The 19,775-nt window shown below is 63.0% G+C and carries 17 protein-coding genes and 1 pseudogene; 5 read left to right on the forward strand and 13 right to left on the reverse strand.

Translation table 11 applies throughout. The annotated features are described in order from the left end of the window. Positions 1–131 precede the first annotated feature (131 nt). The 3 genes from AX756_RS21680 to AX756_RS21690 form a co-directional block, all read right to left on the reverse strand. Positions 132–1,145, reverse strand: a complete 1,014-nt coding sequence (locus tag AX756_RS21680; RefSeq protein ID WP_068317036.1) for a HupE/UreJ family protein — start codon at positions 1,143–1,145, stop codon at positions 132–134. After that, positions 1,142–1,975, reverse strand: a complete 834-nt coding sequence (locus AX756_RS25815) for a peptidylprolyl isomerase (protein ID WP_068317038.1) — start codon at positions 1,973–1,975, stop codon at positions 1,142–1,144. Before AX756_RS25815 ends, AX756_RS21680 begins: the two co-directional genes overlap by 4 nt. A gap of 139 nt (positions 1,976–2,114) precedes the next feature. Continuing rightward, complete coding sequence (locus AX756_RS21690) at positions 2,115–2,891, reverse strand: pyrroline-5-carboxylate reductase (RefSeq protein ID WP_068317042.1); 777 nt, start codon at positions 2,889–2,891, stop codon at positions 2,115–2,117. A 627-nt stretch (positions 2,892–3,518) separates the two neighbouring features. Here AX756_RS21690 and AX756_RS21695 point away from each other — a divergent pair. Together AX756_RS21695 and AX756_RS21700 are read left to right on the forward strand one after the other, a co-directional pair. Then, positions 3,519–5,867, forward strand: coding sequence for a cache domain-containing protein (locus tag AX756_RS21695; protein WP_068317045.1), 2,349 nt, complete (start codon positions 3,519–3,521; stop codon positions 5,865–5,867). Then, on the forward strand, positions 5,860–6,525 hold the full coding sequence (locus AX756_RS21700) for a response regulator transcription factor (RefSeq protein WP_068317048.1): 666 nt from the start codon (positions 5,860–5,862) through the stop codon (positions 6,523–6,525). The genes AX756_RS21695 and AX756_RS21700 overlap by 8 nt, the downstream gene beginning before the upstream one ends. A gap of 40 nt (positions 6,526–6,565) precedes the next feature. Here AX756_RS21700 and AX756_RS21705 read toward each other — a convergent pair whose 3' ends face one another. From AX756_RS21705 to AX756_RS21730, 7 genes and pseudogenes are all read right to left on the reverse strand, one after another. Beyond that, entirely contained in the window at positions 6,566–7,204 is a 639-nt protein-coding gene (locus AX756_RS21705) for an SGNH/GDSL hydrolase family protein (protein WP_068317051.1), read from the reverse strand. A gap of 278 nt (positions 7,205–7,482) precedes the next feature. After that, positions 7,483–7,944, reverse strand: coding sequence for a NanQ anomerase/TabA/YiaL family protein (locus tag AX756_RS21710; RefSeq protein WP_068317055.1), 462 nt, complete (start codon positions 7,942–7,944; stop codon positions 7,483–7,485). A gap of 100 nt (positions 7,945–8,044) precedes the next feature. Then, positions 8,045–9,058, reverse strand: a complete 1,014-nt coding sequence (locus AX756_RS21715; protein WP_231701134.1) for a LacI family DNA-binding transcriptional regulator — start codon at positions 9,056–9,058, stop codon at positions 8,045–8,047. 89 nt (positions 9,059–9,147) lie between these two features. After that, a complete protein-coding gene (locus AX756_RS21720) occupies positions 9,148–9,480 on the reverse strand; it encodes a hypothetical protein (RefSeq protein ID WP_068317058.1) in 333 nt (110 codons plus the stop codon). Then, complete coding sequence (locus tag AX756_RS26680) at positions 9,477–9,881, reverse strand: NAD-binding protein (protein ID WP_269432974.1); 405 nt, start codon at positions 9,879–9,881, stop codon at positions 9,477–9,479. Before AX756_RS26680 ends, AX756_RS21720 begins: the two co-directional genes overlap by 4 nt. A gap of 6 nt (positions 9,882–9,887) precedes the next feature. Continuing rightward, positions 9,888–10,376: pseudogene (locus tag AX756_RS26685) on the reverse strand (NAD(P)-binding domain-containing protein); the annotation flags it as partial. A gap of 27 nt (positions 10,377–10,403) precedes the next feature. Continuing rightward, positions 10,404–11,177, reverse strand: a complete 774-nt coding sequence (locus AX756_RS21730) for an SDR family oxidoreductase (protein ID WP_068317063.1) — start codon at positions 11,175–11,177, stop codon at positions 10,404–10,406. Positions 11,178–11,266: 89 nt separating this feature from the next. Here AX756_RS21730 and AX756_RS21735 point away from each other — a divergent pair, with 89 nt between their 5' ends. Together AX756_RS21735 and AX756_RS21740 are read left to right on the forward strand one after the other, a co-directional pair. Continuing rightward, positions 11,267–12,214 carry a 2-hydroxyacid dehydrogenase gene (locus AX756_RS21735; protein WP_068317066.1) on the forward strand — a complete coding sequence of 316 codons (948 nt, stop codon included), beginning with the start codon at positions 11,267–11,269 and terminating at the stop codon, positions 12,212–12,214. A gap of 7 nt (positions 12,215–12,221) precedes the next feature. After that, a complete protein-coding gene (locus AX756_RS21740; protein ID WP_068317068.1) occupies positions 12,222–13,253 on the forward strand; it encodes an L-idonate 5-dehydrogenase in 1,032 nt (343 codons plus the stop codon). Positions 13,254–13,372: 119 nt separating this feature from the next. Here AX756_RS21740 and murJ read toward each other — a convergent pair whose 3' ends face one another. Beyond that, positions 13,373–14,683 (reverse strand): murein biosynthesis integral membrane protein MurJ, encoded by a 1,311-nt coding sequence (murJ, locus tag AX756_RS21745; RefSeq protein WP_163886728.1) that lies wholly within the window; start codon positions 14,681–14,683, stop codon positions 13,373–13,375. Further along, the gene (locus AX756_RS21750) at positions 14,680–16,458 is read right to left on the reverse strand and encodes an SLC13 family permease (RefSeq protein WP_068317075.1); all 1,779 of its coding nucleotides are present in this window, start codon (positions 16,456–16,458) and stop codon (positions 14,680–14,682) included. The genes murJ and AX756_RS21750 overlap by 4 nt, the downstream gene beginning before the upstream one ends. A 286-nt stretch (positions 16,459–16,744) precedes the next feature. Between AX756_RS21750 and AX756_RS21755 the strand changes: the two genes are divergently transcribed. Then, entirely contained in the window at positions 16,745–16,945 is a 201-nt protein-coding gene (locus AX756_RS21755) for a hypothetical protein (RefSeq protein WP_156461609.1), read from the forward strand. Positions 16,946–17,076: 131 nt separating this feature from the next. Here the strand turns inward: AX756_RS21755 and AX756_RS21760 are convergent, their stop codons facing one another. After that, the gene (locus tag AX756_RS21760) at positions 17,077–19,233 is read right to left on the reverse strand and encodes an ATP-binding protein (RefSeq protein WP_197431109.1); all 2,157 of its coding nucleotides are present in this window, start codon (positions 19,231–19,233) and stop codon (positions 17,077–17,079) included. Between the last annotated feature and the right edge of the window lie 542 nt (positions 19,234–19,775).

A 19,775-nucleotide genomic window follows, 5' to 3' on the forward strand; every position in this document is an offset into this window, starting at 1 on the left:
ACCTGAATTTCCTTTAAACCGTGAAACCGACATTAGATCATCTGAGGGAAATTTCTCCCTTTATAACAACATTACCCGCGCAGACCAAATTGTCTGACTCTTGGGATCTTCCGGGGACGGTGCGGGTCTGTTCAGAAACCCGCAACCCGTTCGACGAGCCAGAAGGTCGCGACGCCGCCGATCGAGTAACCCAGGACGGATATGCCCGTGGAATGCGCCTTGCGGAAAGCGCGCACCAGGCCCGGCCATACAGCGCGCAGCAGCACGAAACACGCCATTACCCCGCCGACAAATGCGAGCTGGCCAAGTTCGACTCCGACATTGAAGGCCAGAAGTGCGATGGGGATATCCCCCGTCGGAAGGCCGATCTCGATCAGCGCGCCGGCAAAGCCCAACCCGTGCAGCAGGCCGAAACTGAAGGAGACGATCCATGGCGCGCGTTCTGAGAGCCGCGCCGCGCCGTCCTCGTGCTTGAGGATCTCGACGGCAAGAAAGACGATAGACAGCGCGATACAGGCCTCGACCGGCGGGCCGGGTACGCTGACATGGCCGAGCGCGGCAAGAGCCAGCGTGATGGAATGCGCCAGGGTGAAGGCGGTAATCGCACCCACGAGCCGCCAAGGATCGCGGATCAGAACCAGCAGGGCAAAAACGAACAGAAGGTGGTCCCATCCTTCGAGGATATGCTCGAAGCCGAGGCCGAGATAGCTCAGGAACACCGCGCCGCCCGAGAGGGTTTCCGGCACAGTATAGGCGGGCGCGTTCGGGGTCAGCCGCGCGGTCGTGGCCGGCATCTCCAGCGGTTGCAGGCGCAGCAGCACGTCCGTGCGCTGCAGTTGCAGCCCCGGGATGCGGACCTCGCCGCCCCCGATCCCGTCCGGGCAATTGGCGACCCAGGCGGTGATCCAGGCGTAGCCGTCGGACTTGGCCTCGCCGCCCGTCGCGGGTGTGCAGGTTTCGGGAAGCGTTGCGTCGATGGCCATGGGCGCGCCGTTGACATCCGGCTTGCGCCAGAACACCTGCCAGCTTTCGGGCGTCAGCTGCCGCAGGTCGAGATAGCCCGGCTCCAACGCATGAGCGGAGGCTGTGCCCAGCGATGCCATCAAAAGGAAGAGCCCGAGGGCGAGGTGCAGAACGACCCTCATTGCGACGCGCCTTCGGTGGTGGCCAGTGGTTCCGGCAGCACGATCTCGTATTTGGACTTGAGAGATTTCAACTGCGCCGCGGTCAGTTCCTCGGATTGCTTGCTACGCCAATCCTGCAGCACCCGGTCGCGGATCTCGTCGAATGGGGGCAGGGCGCCGGGTTCCCGCCCGGTCAGCCGCACCACGTGCAGGCCATAGCCGGACTGAACCGGGCCGGACCAGCGGCCCTCCGGTAGCTCGGCCAGCTGCTCAAAGGTCCCACGACCCAGCAGGCCATCGACCGAGGCCGCGATGCTCAGCGGGATCTCCGCCGGCAGCAGCGTCGCCGCACCCAGTTGCGTTGGATCTGCTCCGGTGTTCAGGGCGGCCAATACATCGCCCGCTTCCTCCTCCGGTTTCAGCAGGATTTGCTCGAAGGAAACACGCGGTGGAAAGGCGAAACGCTCCTGGTTCTGGTCCATGTAGGCGCGCAAGACCTCGTCATCCGGCTCGATCGATTGTGCCACAGAGGTCGTCAGGAAAGTCATCTTCTGGGCAAGGCGGTTCCGGATCGCCCCGTCACCCTGATCCAACCCAAGCAACTGGGCCTCGCGCACCAGGACTTCCTCCCTCACCAGCGAGTCCAGGAGGCCCTGCAATTCCGCCTCCGTCGGCGGCCGCCGCCAGGTCGCCTCGAATTGCGCCGTCAGTCGCGCGATATCCTGCACGTCGATGACAATGCGATCAGAGGCCGCGTCGTTCGGATCGGCGGGGTTCAGCCAGAAGAACCATCCGAACAGCAGCAGTCCCAGCAGGAAGAAATGAAAAAGTGGCTCGCGTAGAATGCGCATCGGCCTATGTCCTTGCTGAAAAACCCCAGCCCTAGTCGTAACAAGATTTGGCCTGCCGACAATCCTCTGATTCCATTGCCCGAGGGGAAGGCATCCTCATAACGGGCGCCTCGTACGAGTTTCGTGCCCGAGGTTTCATCTAGGTTCGCGCGTTGCGAACCCGTGCCCCGGCCGCGTTCAGGGCTTTCGTCAATGCCTCGGTGCCGCCGTTGGCGGCAAAGGTTGAAAAGACCTGCTCGTTCAGCCCGCCCGGCGTGGAATGTTCATCGCGAAGGGTCGAAAAGCTCCTTTCCGGGGCTTCCGCGGCTGTTCTCGCCAGCCCCAGGAAGACCGGGGTGAGATAGGCTTGCGCCGTGTCGCGCTCGATGCCGGTTTCGCACATCCAGTCCGTCGCCGTTTCGAGAATGCCGAAATAGGTCCCCATCAATGCGCTGGCGGTGGCATAGGCGTCGAACTCGTCGAGCGATCTTGCCGCGACAACCGTTCCGAGCGGCCCGAAAAGCGCCTCGCCCACCGGATCGTTCGGAAAGAGCGCCGTGACACCGCGCAATTCGGCGACCGCGGGGAGCGGGATCGCCCGGAAAATGCGGACCGGGGTGCGGAACCAGCCTTGCAGCGTCTCTGACGGGATGGTCGCGATGAGGCTGCAGACATGCTGGCCCTCGCGCAGGCGCAGCGGTTCAAGCACCGCGTGGGCATCCTGCGGGCGAACGGCCAGGAAGAGCAGGTCGCTCGTCTCGGCAATCTGCTGGTTGTCGGCGCAGACGCGCACGCGCGCGCTGGCCGCCTCCAGCCGTGCGGAAACCGTGCGGTTCCTTTCAGAAAGCAGGATCTCTCCAACCTCCGCTTCCGTGCGCAACAACCCGGTCACGATGGCTTCCGTGATCGCTCCAGTACCGATGAAACCGAGCCGCATTCGCTGTGTAATCCCATAATGTGTCAGGTTGGATCGAGGGTGAATCTATGTGGGGCGTTTGTCCAGATCTGTTCGACAGAGGCTGGCGCAGCATTGCCATCGGGGGAAACGTCCAGAAAGCAATTATTTTGATTCTGAATGTCGGCCAATCGCGAAAAAGGGAGATATCGGCAGATCGCAGTCCCGGGAGAAAACGTCGCCGATTCGCAATTTGGGCCCCTGAAAAGGCGAATGCCGATGCTTCGAACAATAGTGAAGCACCGACATTCAGAAACAGGTCCAGAATAGGACCACCACTCACACCTATTAACTCTTCGATACCCGCGGCCCCTTTGGAGGAAGAGCCGGAATGACAATCCGTTGGAACCTCTTGCCACTGTAGGGATCATCACACAGATGACGGCCAAACGAAATTCGCAGGATTGCGTAGGCAATTCTGCCTATGAGCTTGTTTCCTCCCCGCGCTATCGTTACCCGTGAAGCGTTAACGTTCAGGTTCGCCGGAACATTTCACGCATGCTTGGAGTTTGGTGTAGTGAATAGACGGAAGCTGTGTCGGCCAATCGGGTCCCCGATCAACGGGATCTGTGCGCGCAGCTTCGAAGCGTTTCGGACAGGGGCGCAGGAGTGAGGCGCTCGCTCGGCACACTCATGGTGCTTGGCTTCGCCGGTATCCAGTTTCTCGCCGTTCTGCTTGTGACGTTTTCTTCCTACCTGTCCTCGGAGAAGGCGCTTCTCGGACATGCGCGCGCGATCCTGTTCGATGTCGGTTTGAACACGACAGAGCACGCGCGTGGCTTTCTGAACCCGGCCCGCGGAGCGGCGGTCCTGGCCGCGCGACTGGCGCAGAGCGACGTGGTTGCGCGCGACGATCCCGCCGAGTTAGAAAAACTGCTGTTTCAGCAATTGCTTCTGGTGCCGCAATTCGCGGGCATTTTCTACGGCACCCGAGAGGGTGAATTCTTCTACGTGATGCGGGACGACAATACGGGCCTGATCCGGTCCAAGCTCGTCACATTCCCGGAGGGCGAACGAAATACCAGACTGATCTGGCGCGACATGGAATTCGGCACCCAGCTGCAACGCCTCGATCCGACGGACAGATACGACCCCCGCACACGCCCCTGGTATCGGAAAACACAGGAAGAGATGCGCTCGGTCTGGACCGACCCCTATATCTTCTTCACCTCGCAGAGACCGGGGATCACGCTTGCCGCGCCGGTATTTGACGAGGACCGCGCCCTGCTTGGGGTGATGGGGGTCGATATCGAGATTTCGTCGATTTCGGATTTTCTCTCGCGTCAGCAGGTTGGTGTGCGGGGGCGGGCGTTGATCATCAACGAAAATGGCGATGTCATTGCCCACCCCGATCAGGAGTTGATCACAACAGGCAATGCCGATGGCACGCACCGCTTCGTGACCATCGGTGAACTGGACGACCCGATAGCGCGCAATGCTTTTGGGCCGCTTTTCCGGGAGGGAGCGCCGCAGCCGGTACAGGCCACTGCGAGCGATTTCTATTACGGTGACGAGACATTCGTGTCGCAAGTGATGCCGGTGGGCAGCGATATCCTGCCCTGGACGATCGCGGTTTATGCGCCCAAGAGCGATTTTACAGCCGAGATCGAACGCAACCGGCGGATCAACCTGTGGATCGCTGCAGCTCTGGCATTGGCCACCGGTACGGCGGGGCTGGTTCTGGCCAATGTCGTCTACCGCCCGGTCCGCGCTTTCGCGGTGCGCTCGGCGCTTGTTGCGCAAGGCGAGCTGGACCCGTCGGATCCCTTGCCGAGCACCTATGGCGAGCTGGAAAAGGCCAACGAAGCGCTCGTCGGACAGATCGCGGCCCGGCGGCATGCCGAGCGGGAATATGGCCAGACCTTCGAGATGGCCTCGCGCGGCATGGCGCAGATCGCGCCCGAAAGCGGGCGTTTCCTGCGGGTGAACGAGCAGTTCTGCGAAGTGACGGGGTATTCGGTCGAGGAACTTCTGCAGATGCGAATTGTGCAGCTGGTCGACCCGTTCGATCCCGCCCGCAGCGCGCTGGCGCAGGACCTGAGCAATTTCGACCTGCCGCTTCATCACGAGATCGGTTGCCGGCGCAAGGACGGTCAGGCGATCTGGCTGCAGTTCAACGGGATCGTCGTGCGCGACCAGTCCGGAACGCCGCTGCATATCGTGGTCTCGGTCGAAGACCTGACCCGCGCGCGCGACCAGGACACGCAGATCCAGCAGCTGCAGCGGGACCTGTCGCACCTGGCGCGGGCCAGCACCATGTCCCAGCTCGCCGCCGGATTGGCGCATGAACTGAACCAGCCCCTTGCGGCCATTGCCCAGAATGTCGATTGCGCGCTGCTGATCGAGGACCAGATGGACGTGTCGGACCCCGAGCTGCAACAGGTGCTTGGAGAGATCGAGGAGCAGGCGATCCGGGCCGGCGAGATCATCCGCGCCCTGCGCAGCTTCATCATCCGCGACGAAGGCGACCGGACCGTGTTCGATTTCGGCATTCTTCTGGAGCAGTCGTGGCGGCTGCTGCAGGCCGAGGCCGGCGAGATCGGTGCCCAGCTCGAAACCCGGCTGGGCGGGAATGCCATGGTCTATTGCAACCGGCTGCAGATCGCGCAGGTGATCATGAACCTGCTGCGCAATTCCATCGAGGCGATGTCCGGGAACGGAAGCGACGGGCCGCATCGGATAGTCGTCACCGCGTCGCGCGCGAACGGGATGGTGACGATTTGTGTCGAGGATACGGGGCCGGGGCCGGACCCGAACGTGAAACTGTTCTCCGATTTCGAGACCACGAAGCCGACCGGAATGGGGCTTGGACTGTCGATCAGCCGCTCGCTGGTGGAGGCCAATGGCGGCAAGGTTTGGCACGACGATAGCTGCACCAGCGGCGCAAGGTTCTGTTTCACCCTGCCGGCCGATGACGGGGCCGAGGGCGACGCGGCAGGAGAGAATGCGAATGTCTGATACGCCGTTGAAGGTTTACGTGGTCGATGACGACCCGGCGATGCGGAATTCCTTGCCCCGGGCATTGCGCAAGCGCGGCTTCGAGGTGGAGGTGTTCGCCTCCGCGCCGGAATTCCTGGCACAATATGACGGCACGCAGACGGGGTGCCTGGTGATCGACCTGCGCATGCCGGAGATGTCGGGCCTGGAGTTGCAGGAACATCTGGGCTCAGCGGCGCAGTTCCTGCCGATGGTCTTTATTTCCGGGCATGGTGGCGTACGGGAATCGGTGCAGGCGATGAAAGGGGGCGCGATGGATTTCATCGAGAAGCCCTTCCGCTCGGCCGCGCTGGTGGAACGGATCGAAGCGGCTTTCGCGCTTCTGCGCGAACGGCTCGAAATGCGGGAGAAATGCGCGGAGCTGCGACAGCGTTTCGATCGGCTGACAGCGCGGGAGGCCGAGATCGTCTCCCGCATCGTCGCCTGCCCGGCGGAGATCAGCAGCAAGGAGATCGGTCGCCATCTGGGAATCAGCCCGCGCACGATCGACCATCACCGGGCGCGAATTCTGGAAAAACTGGAAATCCGGTCCACCGCCGAACTGGTCGGGCTGGCCACGCGGCTGCGGATCGATTGCGAGTCGAGCAATCTCGCCTCGGGTCTTCCGTCGCAGGAATAGCCCGCGACGCGCCATATGCTCCGGACGAGACCTTGAGAGGTCAAAGGGTTGCGAGCGCCTCGGCCACGGCCTTGCCGAGTTCGGCATGCGCATCGGCCTCGTAATGAACCCCGTCCTGCTCGCTGACTTCGATTACCTGACCGGCATCGAGGAAGCCCGCGCCGCGCGCCGCGGCCAGTTCCGAAAACAGCACAGGCAGCCCGAGCGACACGTCCCGGCCGCCGAAGAACTCCCGGGCAATCGGCCCGACCTCTTTCACCGGCGGCGGGCAGATAAGCAGAACCTTGAAGCCGCCATGGCGCGCCTGCATCTCGTCGCCAAGCGCGATGTCGAGCAGCCCTGCGATCCCGGCCGTCACCGTTCTGGCCGTCGCGCCAAACCGGGTTTTCACGTCATTGGTGCCGAGCATCAACGTCATGACATCAATCGGCCCATGGCTCTGCAAGGCAATCCGCAGGCCCGGTCGGCCGTCCATGAACGCGCCCATCACCGGATCCTCGAACTGGGCGGTCCGTCCCGGGAGCCCTTCTTCGACCAGGTCCCAATCCGGCCCAAGATGGGCAAGGGCAACACCAGGCCAGCGGGTTGACGCGTTGTAACGCGCGCGGACCGTCGACGACGTGATCGGCAGGGTGCCATGCGTGTTGCTGTCACCGAAACACAGGAGGGTCTGGGGCATGGGCAGGAGCCTTTTTCCGAGGGTTCGCCGTAGGTTGGAACCTCCTCCGGCCGAAATCAAGTTGCTTCGCACGGGCGCGCGGGCGCTCGTGTGCCGTGGTCTGTCTCGCCGAGACTGGCAGGCCTTGCCTGGCTTCCCGGCGAAGTTGCCAAACATCTCGAACTAATGGGTCCGTTGGCGTTCCGCCCCGCGTTGTTTCCGCAGTCGAGCGAAACAGCTCCGCCCCCTGGTTGGCTTGTCCGGGGAAGGACAGTCAGTCACCTGGAGAACGCGACGGTTTACAGGCGAACCTTGACGACGATCTTCCGGACGTCCTGATCGTTTTCCGCCGAGCAGCCGGGGCGATGGATGTCCCACGGGTAGAAAACGGCATAGCTGCCTGCCGAGAACGTCAAATAGCACTCATCGGGAACGTCGCCGAAGAACAGAACGTCGTTCTCTTCCAACAGGTCCTCGACCACGGGCGGCTTGCCGACCATAGGCGCAAACCCCATCTTTTCCTTCCCCGACACGACAAACTGGACATCGATATAGCGCTCGTGCGCTTCGGGCCGCTTCTCGGAGGCCGGTTGCGTCGTGTAGTCCTGCACCTGCGCGAAGATCCGTTCGCCATCGATATCAATGCGCCCCGTGGCGGCGCTGGCAAGGTCCGTGTCGGCGAGGAACCGGAGAGCCTCCAGGATGTTTGCCGGCAGCGTTTCGGCCTCTGCGGCCATGTTGTCCAGACGTCCAAAGATCATGTTCACTCCTATTCAGGTCTTTGGTCCAGCAGGCGGCTGAACCGTATGTTCTTGCAGTTGCCTTGGTTGAATCCACAACACAGGCTCTGGCGCCAACCCGCTACGGAGCCGATTGCCGTACAACCAGTTGCGGAAAGATTTCTTCCTTTTGAGGGCCAACGGGCGGTTCATCGCTCCGCAACAGTTTGACGATCAATTGCCCGGTCTTTCGGCCGATCGCGGTCGAGAACGCTTCGATCGTCGTGATTGTCGGGTGGGCGAAGGCCGAAATGTCATAGGCACCGAACCCGGCGATGGCGATGTCCTCCGGGACCCGCAGCCCGCGGCGCTGACATTCGGTCAGGGCGCCGAAGGCGGACAGGTCGGACACGCAGACCACCGCCTCCGTATCCGGGAACCTGGCCAGCAGGCTCTGCATGGCGAGCGCGCCTTCCCGCATGGCGACGGGGGCCGGGCCGGCGGAAATGAGGCGTGACGCGTCCAGGCCGTGGCGCCTGAGCGCCTCCAGGAAGCCGGCCAGGCGCGCCTGGCCCCGATGGTCACCCTCCGCATCCCCGCCGAGAAAAGCGATCTTCGTGTAGCCCCTCGAAACAAGGTGATCCACCAATCCCTTCATGGCGGTCGTGTTGGAAAAGCCAACGACATGCTGGACCGGCTTCTCCGGAAGGTCCCAGGTTTCGATGATCGGAACAGTGGCGTTCCCGAGCAGTTCGCGCGCCCGGTCGGTGTGGTGGCCCCCTGTCAGCACGATCGCTTCGGGGCTGCGGCGCAACAATTGCTCGATCAGGCGCTGTTCCTCGTCGACGCTGTAGCCGGTGTAGCCCAGCAGGATCTGGAGCCCATGCTGTTCCAGAACCCTGGACATGGCACCGATCGTGTCGGCGAAGTTGGCGTTGTTCAGCGATGGGATGATCGCTGCGACAAAGCCGGACTTCCGGGAACGCAGGTTGGATGCCGCGCTGTCGAAGACATAGCCCAACGCCTCGGCCGCCTTCATCACCTTTGCGCGGGTATCGGCGTTGACCACGGCGTCCGACTTGAAGGCGCGCGAAACCGTCATCGGCGCGACGCCGGCGGCCTTGGCAACGTCCTTCATTGTGATCTTGCGGCTCATATTTGCCTTTTTGATCCTGTCGGTGTCATCCGCAAGGGAGCACTCGCATGTCCGGGCTCCCGGGTTTGAGTGCCGGGGGGCCGGGGCGATCACACCGGATAGGCCGTGCGCTCCGTGACATGGTGGTGAATGTGGCCGTCAAAGCACTCGGCAAAGATCTCGCCGGTCACTTCGATCGCCTGTTCTCGGGCAGGGCTGGCAAGGGCGGCCCGCATCGTATCGACATCCGGATAGGACACCGCGAGGATCAGGGGCAGGTCCGGTGCCCCATCGTCGCGCTCGTTCGTGAAGGCGATGCTGACCTCGAGGACACCGTCGAAGGTTTTCAGGATCGGCACGAGGCGGTCGCGGATGCCGTCCCGGAAGGCCTGTGTCTTGCCGTCCTTGAGGCGACCTTCGAACATGGCATATCGGGTGATCATGACAGTTTGTCCGGCTTGGGGCCCTTGAAGTATTCCATCAGCGCGGCCTGGTCTTCGCCGCCAAGACCGGCGGCGGTCAGCATGCGGTGCACCTCTGCACAGACCGCCGTCAGGGGCATGGAGGTGTTGGTCAGCCGGGCCAGGTCCTGGGCGCCGTTCAGATCCTTGACCATGTTGTCGATCCGCCCGGTCCGGCGGTAATCGCGCGTGGCAAAGCGGGGCATGTACTCCTGGAGCAGCGCGCTGTCGGCCCGCCCGCCCTTCAATGCCTGCGGTATCTTGGCCGCGTCCACGCCCGCATCCTCGGCAAGCTGCGTCGCTTCGGCGACGGCGAGGAACCCGAGGCCGCAAAGGACCTGGTTGATCAACTTGGTCGTCTGCCCGGCGCCGGACGGCCCCATATGGGTGTAGTTGCTGGCGACGTGCTTGAGGACTTTATGAGCGTCGGCAACGTCTTTCTCTGTGCCGCCGGCCATCAGGGTCAATTCGCCGATCAGAGCCTTCGGCGCACCGCCGGAAAGCGGGCTGTCGACCCACCGGAGACCCGCTTCGGCCGCCTTCGCCGCCAGCGCCTTGGTCGCTTCCGGATCGATCGACGACATGTCGATGATCAACGTTCCCGGCTTCGCGCCTTCGGCCACGCCTTGAGGGCCGAAAACGGCGATCTCGACGATCTTTGCCGCGTTCAGGCTGGTGATGACATAGTCGCTTGCGGCGGCGGCCTCCGCGGCCGATTTCGCGGCCGAGGCGCCCTTTTCCGTCAGGACCGCGACCTTTTCCGGATCCAGGTCAAAGACTGTCAGGTTGCATCCGGTTTCCACAAGCCGGGTGCCGATGGCACCGCCCATGGCGCCGGCTCCGATCAAGGCAACGTTCAATGTCATCGTGCTCTCCTGTCTTTTGCTTGCCTGGAAGGCTCTGGCTCAGAGCGACGCGGTGATGCCGCCATCCACGTACAGCGTATGGCCGTTGACGAAGCTCGACGCGGGCGACGACAGGAACACACAGGCGCCTACCAGCTCATCGACATTGCCCCACCGACCCGCCGGGGTCCGCTTTTCCAGCCAGGCCGTGAAATCGGCATCCGCCACCAGGGCCGCATTGAGCGGCGTGTCGAAATAGCCAGGCGCGATCCCGTTGCATTGCAGCCCGTGCTTCGCCCAGTCGGTCGCCATGCCCTTGGTCAGGTTACCGACCGCACCCTTGGTCGCCGTGTAGGGGGCAATGCCCGGACGGGCGAGGGAGGTTTGTACCGAAGCGATGTTGATGATCTTGCCCTCGCCACGCGCAATCATGTGGCGGGCGACAGCCTGGCCGACATTGAAGACGGTCGCAATATTGGTCTGAAGCAGTTGCTGAAAGGCTTCCGGCGGGAAGTTCTCAAGCTCGGTGCGGTGCTGCATCCCGGCATTGTTGACCAGGATGTCGATCGGCCCGGTCTCTGCCTCGAACGCGTCGATCGCTTTCGCAACGGCAGCATGGTCCGTCGCATCGAAGGCAAGCTCGTAGACGGTTCCGCCATTTGCGCGAAGCTCTTGCGCGGCCCCCGCCAGTTTTGCAGCATCGCGCCCGTTCAGGACGACCGCGGCACCGGCCTCCATCAGGCCCTTGGCGAGAGCGAAGCCGATCCCTTGGGACGAGCCTGTTACGAGGGCCGTCTTTCCGCTCAGATCGAACAGTTCCATTCCAGTCGCCATGGTGTGTCTCCGAATTTGGTCTCGACAAATCTGTGTCATCCTGTTTATGGTATCGATACCATCGAATGTCAAGGCGAGGAGAAGCAGACATGGAAACCCCCGAAATCCTGCAGGTCGGCCCCTATCCCGAATGGGATGAAATCCCCCTGAACGAAGCCTTTTCCGTGCACAGATACTTCGATGCGCCGGACAAGGAAGCGTTCCTTGCCGAGGTCGGACCGTCGATTCGCGGCATTGCCACCCGTGGGGAGTTGGGGGCGGATCGCGCGATGATTTCCGCCTGTCCCAACCTGGAAGTGATCTCGGTCTATGGCGTGGGCTATGACGCTGTCGACCTGGAAGCCTGCCGCGAGCGCGGTATCCGGGTGACCAACACGCCTGACGTGCTGACCTGCGATGTCGCGGATCTCGGCGTGGCGATGATGCTGGTCCAGTCGCGCGGCATGATCGGCGCGGAAACCTGGGTCAAGGATGGAAGCTGGGCCGCCAAGGGGCTCTACCCGCTGCGCAACCGCGTGCACGGCAAGCGGGCGGGCGTTCTCGGCCTGGGCCGGATCGGCTTCGAGGTCGCCAAGCGGCTCGCCGGGTTCGACATGGACATCGCTTATACCGATGTCGCGCCGAAGGAATACGCCCCCGACTGGGAGTTCATCGCTGATCCCGTGGCGCTGGCCGAACGCTCCGATTTCCTGTTCGTGACGCTGGCCGCCTCCGCCGAAACCCGCCACATCGTCAACCGCGAAGCGATTGAAGCAGTCGGCCCGGAGGGGATGATCATCAACGTCTCCCGCGCCCAGAATATCGACGAGGAAGCCCTTCTCGACGCGCTGGAAAACGGCACGCTCGGCTCCGCCGCGCTGGATGTTTTCGAAGGCGAGCCGGCGCTGAACGAGCGCTTCCTCAAGCTCGACAACGTGCTGCTGCAGCCCCACCACGCCTCGGGCACCTTCGAGACCCGCAAGGCGATGGGCAAGCTGGTGCGCGACAACCTCTCGGCGCATTTCGCAGGCCAGCCCCTGCCCTCTCCTGTCCTGTGAGGCACCAATGAAGTCCATTGTAATCCACGCGGCCAAAGATCTCCGGGTCGAAGAGTGCGAGGCCGGACAGCCCGGCCCCGGCGAAGTCGCGATCCGGCTTGCCGCCGGCGGCGTCTGCGGGTCCGACCTGCATTACTACAACCACGGCGGTTTCGGTGCGATCCGCCTGAAAGAGCCGATGATCCTCGGCCATGAAGTGGCGGGCCACATCACGGCACTGGGCGAGGGCGTCGACGGGCTCAGCGTCGGGCAACTGGTGGCGGTGTCGCCATCCCGTCCCTGCGGAAACTGCAAATATTGCCAGGAAGGCCGGCGCAACCAGTGCCTCAACATGCGGTTTTACGGCTCCGCGATGCCCTTTCCTCACATCCAGGGCGCTTTCCGCGAGATCCTGGTGGCGGACGCCCGGCAGTGTGCCCCCGCCGACGGGTTGACGGCGGGCGAGGCGGCAATGGCCGAACCGCTGGCAGTGACTCTGCATGCAACGCGCCGCTGCGGTGACATGCTGGGCAAGCGCGTGCTGATCACGGGCTGCGGCCCTATCGGCTTGCTGGCGGCTCTTTCCGCCCGTCGCGCCGGGGCTGCCGAAATCGTGGCCACGGACCTCTCGGACTTCACGCTCGGAATGGCGCGCCAGAATGGCGTCGATCGGACGATCAACTCCGGCGATGATCCGGAGGGCTTGACGCCCTACACCGCCGACAAGGGCTATTTCGATGTCCTTTACGAGTGTTCCGGCGCCGCTCCGGCACTCAATGCCGGGATTGCCGCCATGCGTCCGGGCGGCATCATCGCGCAGCTTGGCCTTGGCGGAGACATGACACTGCCAATGATGGCGATTACCGCCAAGGAGCTGGACTTGCGTGGCTCGTTCCGCTTCCACGAGGAGTTCTTTTCGGCGGTGGAGCTGATGCAGAAGGGGCTGATCGACGTGAAGCCGCTGATCACCCATGTCGTGCCTCTCGACGACGCCGAAGATGCCTTCAAGGTCGCTTCGGACAGGACCTGCGCCATGAAGGCACAGATTGCCTTTAGCTGACCTCCCTTCCGGCGTTGCCCTGTTGGCGGCGCCGGAGTTCAGGCGGTGAGTGTGGAAAGGAACCGGCGATACACCAAACCGGAGCTGCGTCGCCGTGACGAGCTGCCTCGCCGCGGGCTCTAATCGAAATGCCCCCTCCGCACAGCGAAGATGGCCAGGAGCAGGCAATAGACCGCCAGCCCGACGGACGTTCCCAACGCAAGGCCGAAGGCTCCCAGAGTGGTCAGGGTGGCCGCCTTGCAGCCGAGGTTGGCGACCAGCGAAACCAGAAGCAGGCGCATTGGGGTCGCCGTGTCGCCGCGGGCCTGGAACCCCACCGCCAGCGGTCGTACCAGAAGTGCCGGGACCACGCCCCAGGCATAGCCTGCAAGGATCGTCGCGGCCGCCTCTGTGTCGGCCGCGGTGAAGTTGCCGCGCTGGAACAGCAGGGCAATGGCCTCGTCGCCCAAAAGAGCCATGGCCAGCGCGGCGGGCAGGCCGATGGCGGCGCAGATCAGCAGCGACTTGAACAGGATGCGGCGCGGGCCGCGGCTGTCGCCACGCGCGATCCGCCCCGAGATTTCGGGCAGCAGAACGGTCCCCAGGGCGACTGACAGGATGCCCATGGGCAGTTGGTAGAGCCTGTCGGCATAATACAGGTGCCCCAATGTGCCCGAGGGCAGGAAAGACGCAAAGATCGTGTCGATGAACACGGCCAGTTGCAATGCGCCTGCGCTGAGAATGGCGGGCCAGAGCGCGGCAAAGAAACGGCGCGTTGCCGGGCTTGCGCCCAGGCGCGGCCGGACGAAAGCGATCCCGGCCCGGCGGCAAGCCCACCAGACAAGCCCGACCTGTGCGACACCCGACACCAGCACCGCCACAGCCGCGACGTGACCCGCGTGCTCGTTCCCTCCTGCCAGCAACAGCCCCGCGATCAGGCACAGGTTCATCAGGCTCGGTGCCAGCGCCATTGCGGCAAAGCGCCCCTTCGTTGCCAGTCTCGCGCCGAGAAAGGCCATGGTCGACAGGCAGGCGAGATAGGGGAAGGTGATCCGCAGCAGGTCCTGCGCAATGGAATGCACCGGATCCTGTGGCCCGTACCCTGGCGCGAGCACGGAAAGGATCGGCCCCGGCGCGGCCAGTGCGGCCACCAGCAACACGGCGTTGCCCAGCCACAGCCAGCCGAGTGTCTCTGCGCGAAACCGCCGCGCCTTCTCGGACCCGTCGTCCATCGCGGCATCGATTGGCTGGAACGCGATGGTGAAGGCGCCCTCGGCGAGAAAGGCGCGAAGCTGGTTCGACAGCCGGAACGCCAGCATGAAGCCGACAGCCACCGGCCCCGTGCCCAGCGTCTGCGCCATGACAACGTCCCGCACGAAGCCCAGAATCCGGCTAACCACGGTCAGGCCCGAGACCAGGCCCAGCGACCGCACCCAACGGGGCGGGCTCACGGTGTCAAGGGCCAGATCAGCGGAGCGAGGGCCACGGTCAGCACCCCCATCAGGATGTTCATCGGCACACCAATGCGCAGGAAATCCCGGAACCGATAGCCGCCCGCGTTATAGACCAGGGTGTTGGTCTGGTAGCCGATCGGCGTGGCAAAGCTGGTAGACGCCCCGAACATCACCGCCACAATGAAGGCCCGCGGATCAAGGCCGAGGTGCTGCGCCACCCCCGCCGCGATGGGGGTCATGATCACTGCAACGGCATTGTTGGTCACCAACTCGGTCAGAACCGAGGTGCAGGCGTAGATCACGGCCAGCGCCAGGATCGGGCTCATGGCCGACAGCGGCCCTCCCAGAGCCTGAACGATCATCGCCATGGCGCCGGTCTTTTCCAGCGCGCTGCCCAGCACCAGCATCAATACGATCAACAGAAGCAGGCGGCCATCAATGCCGCCCAGCGCCTCGTCCGGCTCGACGCAGCGTGTGGCCAGCAGCGCCGCCGCACCGATGATCGACAGCGGCAGGATCGGCGCCAGGTCGATTGCCGCACCCAGCACCACCAGCGCCAGCACCGCCAATGCGATGGGCGCCTTTTGGCGGCGATAGGCCTGCGCCGTCGAGGGCGCCAGCAGGATCAGTTGTTCGGCCTCGATCAAACGCTGAACGTCCTCGGCGGAGCCGTCCAGCAGCACGGTATCGCCGGACCGCAGCACGGTATGGCTTTCCTCGATGTCGACGGAGTGGCCGCGGCGATGGATGGCAATCAGGTAGACGCCGAAGCGGCGACGCCAGCCGAGTTCGGCCACAGGACCCGAGTCCTGGCGCACCAGTGCCTCGACCACGGTGTTGCGGCGGCTATTGGCCAGCTCGGTCCCGGCAATGTGCAGCCCGGCGCCGCCGCTGCCGCGAAAGCCCATCACCTCGGTGTCGCTGGTGCGCAGGACCACCCGGTCCCCGGCGGCCAGCGGTTCGGCGTCGAGCGTTCGGCGCAAGGAGACATCGGCACGGATCAGGTCGATCACGCGGGTGGCGCTGCGGCGGAACTCGGCCACTTCCCGCGCGCGCAGGCCCACCAGCGGCGAGCCCGGCGGCACGAACAGCTCGACCGTCCAGGACCGTTGTGCCCCCAGCGCCGGGCTGTCGGCCAGCGCCGCGCGATCGGGCAGCAGGCGCGGCCCGAACAGCGCCAGGAACAGCCCGCCCGCCAATGCCAGCGGGATGCCTAGCGGTGCGATCTCGAATAGGCCGAACGGTTCAAGGCCGAGATCACGGGCCATACCGTCCACCAACAGGTTGGTCGAGGTCCCGATCATCGAACAGGTGCCGCCCAGGATGACGACGAAGCTGAGCGGCATAAGGTATCGTGAGGCGCTGGTGCCCATCTGGCGTGCCAGCCCGAAGACCACCGGGATCAGGATGATCACGATGGGCGTGTTGTTGACAAAGGCCGAGGCCACCGCCGCCAAAGCGAAGAACAGCGCGATGGTCAGCCGCGGCCGGGTCTTCAGCCCTGCGCTCAGCCGGTCGGCGACACTGTCCAGCACGCCCGTGCGTACCAAGGCGGCGCTGATCACGAACATCGCGCCGATGGTTGCCGGGGCCGGGTTGCCAAGCGCCTTGAGCAGGTCTTCGGCGGCGACAAGCCCCAGCAGCAGTGCAACGGCAACCGCGCACAGAGCGATCACGTCAGCAGGGAAACGTTCCAGGAGGAACAGCCCGAACACCACGAGCACAAGCCCGAGCGCCAGGAAAGGTGCCAGCGCACCAGGATCAAATAACATTCAAACCGCCAAGAGCTGTCCAGCTGTAATGCGCCGCCGACAAGGCGCCCGACGCCGCTACCGACCCAATATACTCGATGCGCGGGGCTATCACGGCAATTTTAATTCATCACCAGGCCAAAGGTAATGGGCCATAACGCAGGTCGGAAAAAAACTTGTTGCTGAATTCGTCGCGGGCGCGGTGATGCCATGCTGTCATCGCTGAACTGAGCTAATCCCCGACATACGGATACTGATGCAGGATATGATCTTCGGTCTGCCGTTCTTCGACGATAGGAGATCGGAGATGTCGAAACGGAAGCCGCATGCGCCCGAGATCAAGGCTTGCCCTTACATGCTGCGCGGCCTGCGCGTGGACAGGAACAACCAGGTCCGGGCCGCCGAGATCACCTGCCAGCCGATGCGGAACGGCTTCCTGTATTCGGCAGCACCCAGATTTGGCCCTCGGAGGAACGCCCCGGGCCAAGCTTTGCTGGCTGAGAAGTGAAACCATCACCCCCAAAAGGGTGATGTACACATCACTTTTCCGGGCAACGGATCAGCAGGAGCAGAGGGTACCTTGAAGCGCGAAAGATCGTGGCCAACGATTGGGGTGCAGCTCGGTCTCTCTGGTTGCCGTTATCCCGCCGGTCTCGGAGTGTTCGGAGTGCCGTGCTTGTTCAATGCCTTTGACAACGCATTCAGCAGGGAAGTCCGCTGTACCGGCTTCATGAGCCGAATGTCCTCTGCGCGAAGACCATTTTCATGCACGGTCGCCTCGTTGGCATAGCCCGACATGAACACGACGGGCAAATCGGGGTTCATTTCCCGCAAAGCCCTGCTCAAACCTGTCCCTTGCAGCAATCCCGGCATTACGATGTCGGTTAGCACCAGGTCGAATTCCGGATTTTCTCGAAACAGGTCCAGTGCCTCATCGCCAGAACTGGCGGCGGTGACGCGATAGCCGCTCTTCTCGATCATGGCGAACAGAACCTTGCGAACCTCGTCATCGTCCTCTGCGAGCAAGATATGGGCGCTTCCGATACAGGCGCTTTCGCTGATGATTTCCTCTTCCCGGATGTCATCCAGCGGAACATGCATTGCCGGGAAGTACAGCTTGAATGTCGTTCCGACGCCTGGTTCTGAATAGACCTGTACCCGCCCGCCCGATTGCAGCATGAAGCCTTGAATCATCGACAGGCCAAGACCCGAGCCCGCCCCGGGTTGTTTTGTCGTATAGAAGGGCTCGAAGACCTCGTCGTGCTTGTCCGCGGGGATGCCATGACCTGTATCCGACACGGCAAGCATTACATAGCGCCCCGCGGGGAGCTTGGTTTTTCCGGGGTCCGCAGAAGCCTCCTCGATCGTGACATTCGCAGTCTCTATGGTCAGCGTGCCAGCACCAGACGTGGCATCGCGCGCATTCAGGATCAGGTTCAGCAGCGCCGCCTCGCTTGAGGACGGATCGGCCTCCAGGATCCAGAGGTCTTCAGCCAGCGATACCTTGATCTCGATGGAACTCGGCAGGGTGCGTCCGGCCCAGCTGCAGATATCTTCTACGAGGGAGTTCAACGCTATCGGTTGTGGCTCCAGTCGGGCCTTGCGGGCAAAAGCGAGCATGTTTCGCGTCAGGTCGGCCCCGCGCCGCGTTGCGCCGATGCCGGCATCGATCATCTGGAGCTTCTGAGGATCGGTTTCCTCATCGCGCAGCAGTTCGAGATTGCCCATGATGACGGCGAGCAGGTTGTTGAAATCATGGGCAACGCCGCCGGTAAGCCGGCCGATGCTCTGCTGCTTTTGTGCGTGACGGCTCAGTTCGCGTTCCCGTTCGAGCTCCTGTTCGCGCTCGACCTGCTCTGTCGCATCCACGACAAGGCTGTACCAGACGGTCGACCCGTCTTCCTGACGAACCGGATGTCCGCGACCGTCAAGCCATTTTCGTTGCCCGTCCGGCGTCCGGATTGGCCAGACCGCGTGCCACGGCAATATGCGCTGCGTCGCATCGCGTATGATCGCCGCGATGTCGTCCAGCGCGGTGGGGTCGTCCACAAGTCGCGCAATCGCCATGCTGTCGGCTTCCACGTCAGCGGCGGGAATGCCCCAGATTTTCTCGCACACCTCCTTGTTGACGAAGACGATCCTGTCTTCCGGCCCCGGCACAACATGACCGGAAGGCATCGTGTAGGTGTAGGACGCCCCAGGCTGGTTCATCAGCACCCGCTCAAGCTCGACGTTCTTTTGGGAAATTGTCTCGTTGGTGGAGGCAATCGTCGAAAGATGTGCGATCCTCTGCCGTTCGAGGCGGAGGATTGCCATGCCGGCGAGCAGGCCCCAAAGCAGCACGAAACAGATAAGAACGACGCTCATGAAGCGATAGCGCTGCAGATCGGTCGACATGCGGTTTTGAAGTGCGGTTTCAACCCGTTCCGCGTTCGCGAGAAACTCGTCGAACGCGGCGGCGAAACGCTGAGTGCTTTCGGAGCGAGGCAGCGGTTGGCTGTGGTCTTCGAGCGTCGCCCTGGCAATGGCCTCGAAATCGTGAAGGGACTGGCGCATCTCGACGACATGCGAAGGCTCTATTGGCTCGTCTAGTAGGCTATAGAATCCCTCGTCATTTTCGACCCTTTCGAGGATTGCCGAGATGTTCCGATCCGCCTCTCGCAGATGGGACCAAACGGTTTCCACATCGTCAGTCTCGTCGCCCGAGATAACTTTCTGGATCCGCAGATGCGCCAACGCCCCGTGCAGTTTTGCGTCTTTTGCCGCCTCGACGAGGGGCGCGTTCCTGGCCGTCATGCGTTCACAGCTGAACGCCAGTAGAACCGCTACCGCAAGGGAAACCAACGTGAACAAGGAGAAAATGGCCGCAACTCGGCCCGGTCCGGATACGCTCATGCTACGTCTTTTTCAAAGTCCTCTAACTCGGGGGCAATCAAAGGGGCTGTTTCAACAATGCGGCGGCGGTCTCCTGAAGCGCAGAATGGGCGACCGACCCGCAATTGGCTGATCGCGCACCTGGGTGTGGAACCGGAACCATCTCTCGATCCACATGTTGCCAGGCAACGCTTTCGAGTTTTCCATGCCATGACTGAAATTCAAATATCGGCGCTTTCCACTACTGGCGTAGCTTCGATCAGCGTGCCCCAAGTTGACACTTTCGTCGACCCGGTTTTCTCAGGAGCCATTGGTTGCGTCACGATCTGTGTGGAAATTCTCTGGCGGTTTTGAATTGGCAAAAAACGGGGGCTCCTGCTCAAGTGGCGACGTCCAGGGGTGTAGCTTCGAGAGGCTAGGTCATGTTGACAAATGGCGGAGCCAGAGGCGGATTGATGTGGTGT

Source organism: Aliiruegeria sabulilitoris, assembly GCF_001558155.1.
GTDB classification, from domain to species: Bacteria; Pseudomonadota; Alphaproteobacteria; order Rhodobacterales; family Rhodobacteraceae; genus Tropicimonas; species Tropicimonas sabulilitoris.

Coding starts and splice junctions, on each gene's coding strand:
- AX756_RS21680 (WP_068317036.1), bottom strand. CDS start 1,145: ATGAGGGTCGTTCTGCACCTCGCCCTCGGGCTCTTCCTTTTGATGGCA.
- AX756_RS25815 (WP_068317038.1), bottom strand. CDS start 1,975: ATGCGCATTCTACGCGAGCCACTTTTTCATTTCTTCCTGCTGGGACTG.
- AX756_RS21690 (WP_068317042.1), bottom strand. CDS start 2,891: ATGCGGCTCGGTTTCATCGGTACTGGAGCGATCACGGAAGCCATCGTG.
- AX756_RS21700 (WP_068317048.1), top strand. CDS start 5,860: ATGTCTGATACGCCGTTGAAGGTTTACGTGGTCGATGACGACCCGGCG.
- AX756_RS21705 (WP_068317051.1), bottom strand. CDS start 7,204: ATGCCCCAGACCCTCCTGTGTTTCGGTGACAGCAACACGCATGGCACC.
- AX756_RS21710 (WP_068317055.1), bottom strand. CDS start 7,944: ATGATCTTTGGACGTCTGGACAACATGGCCGCAGAGGCCGAAACGCTG.
- AX756_RS21715 (WP_231701134.1), bottom strand. CDS start 9,058: ATGAGCCGCAAGATCACAATGAAGGACGTTGCCAAGGCCGCCGGCGTC.
- AX756_RS21720 (WP_068317058.1), bottom strand. CDS start 9,480: ATGATCACCCGATATGCCATGTTCGAAGGTCGCCTCAAGGACGGCAAG.
- AX756_RS26680 (WP_269432974.1), bottom strand. CDS start 9,881: ATGGGGCCGTCCGGCGCCGGGCAGACGACCAAGTTGATCAACCAGGTC.
- AX756_RS21730 (WP_068317063.1), bottom strand. CDS start 11,177: ATGGCGACTGGAATGGAACTGTTCGATCTGAGCGGAAAGACGGCCCTC.
- AX756_RS21735 (WP_068317066.1), top strand. CDS start 11,267: ATGGAAACCCCCGAAATCCTGCAGGTCGGCCCCTATCCCGAATGGGAT.
- AX756_RS21740 (WP_068317068.1), top strand. CDS start 12,222: ATGAAGTCCATTGTAATCCACGCGGCCAAAGATCTCCGGGTCGAAGAG.
- AX756_RS21750 (WP_068317075.1), bottom strand. CDS start 16,458: ATGTTATTTGATCCTGGTGCGCTGGCACCTTTCCTGGCGCTCGGGCTT.
- AX756_RS21755 (WP_156461609.1), top strand. CDS start 16,745: ATGTCGAAACGGAAGCCGCATGCGCCCGAGATCAAGGCTTGCCCTTAC.
- AX756_RS21760 (WP_197431109.1), bottom strand. CDS start 19,233: ATGACGGCCAGGAACGCGCCCCTCGTCGAGGCGGCAAAAGACGCAAAA.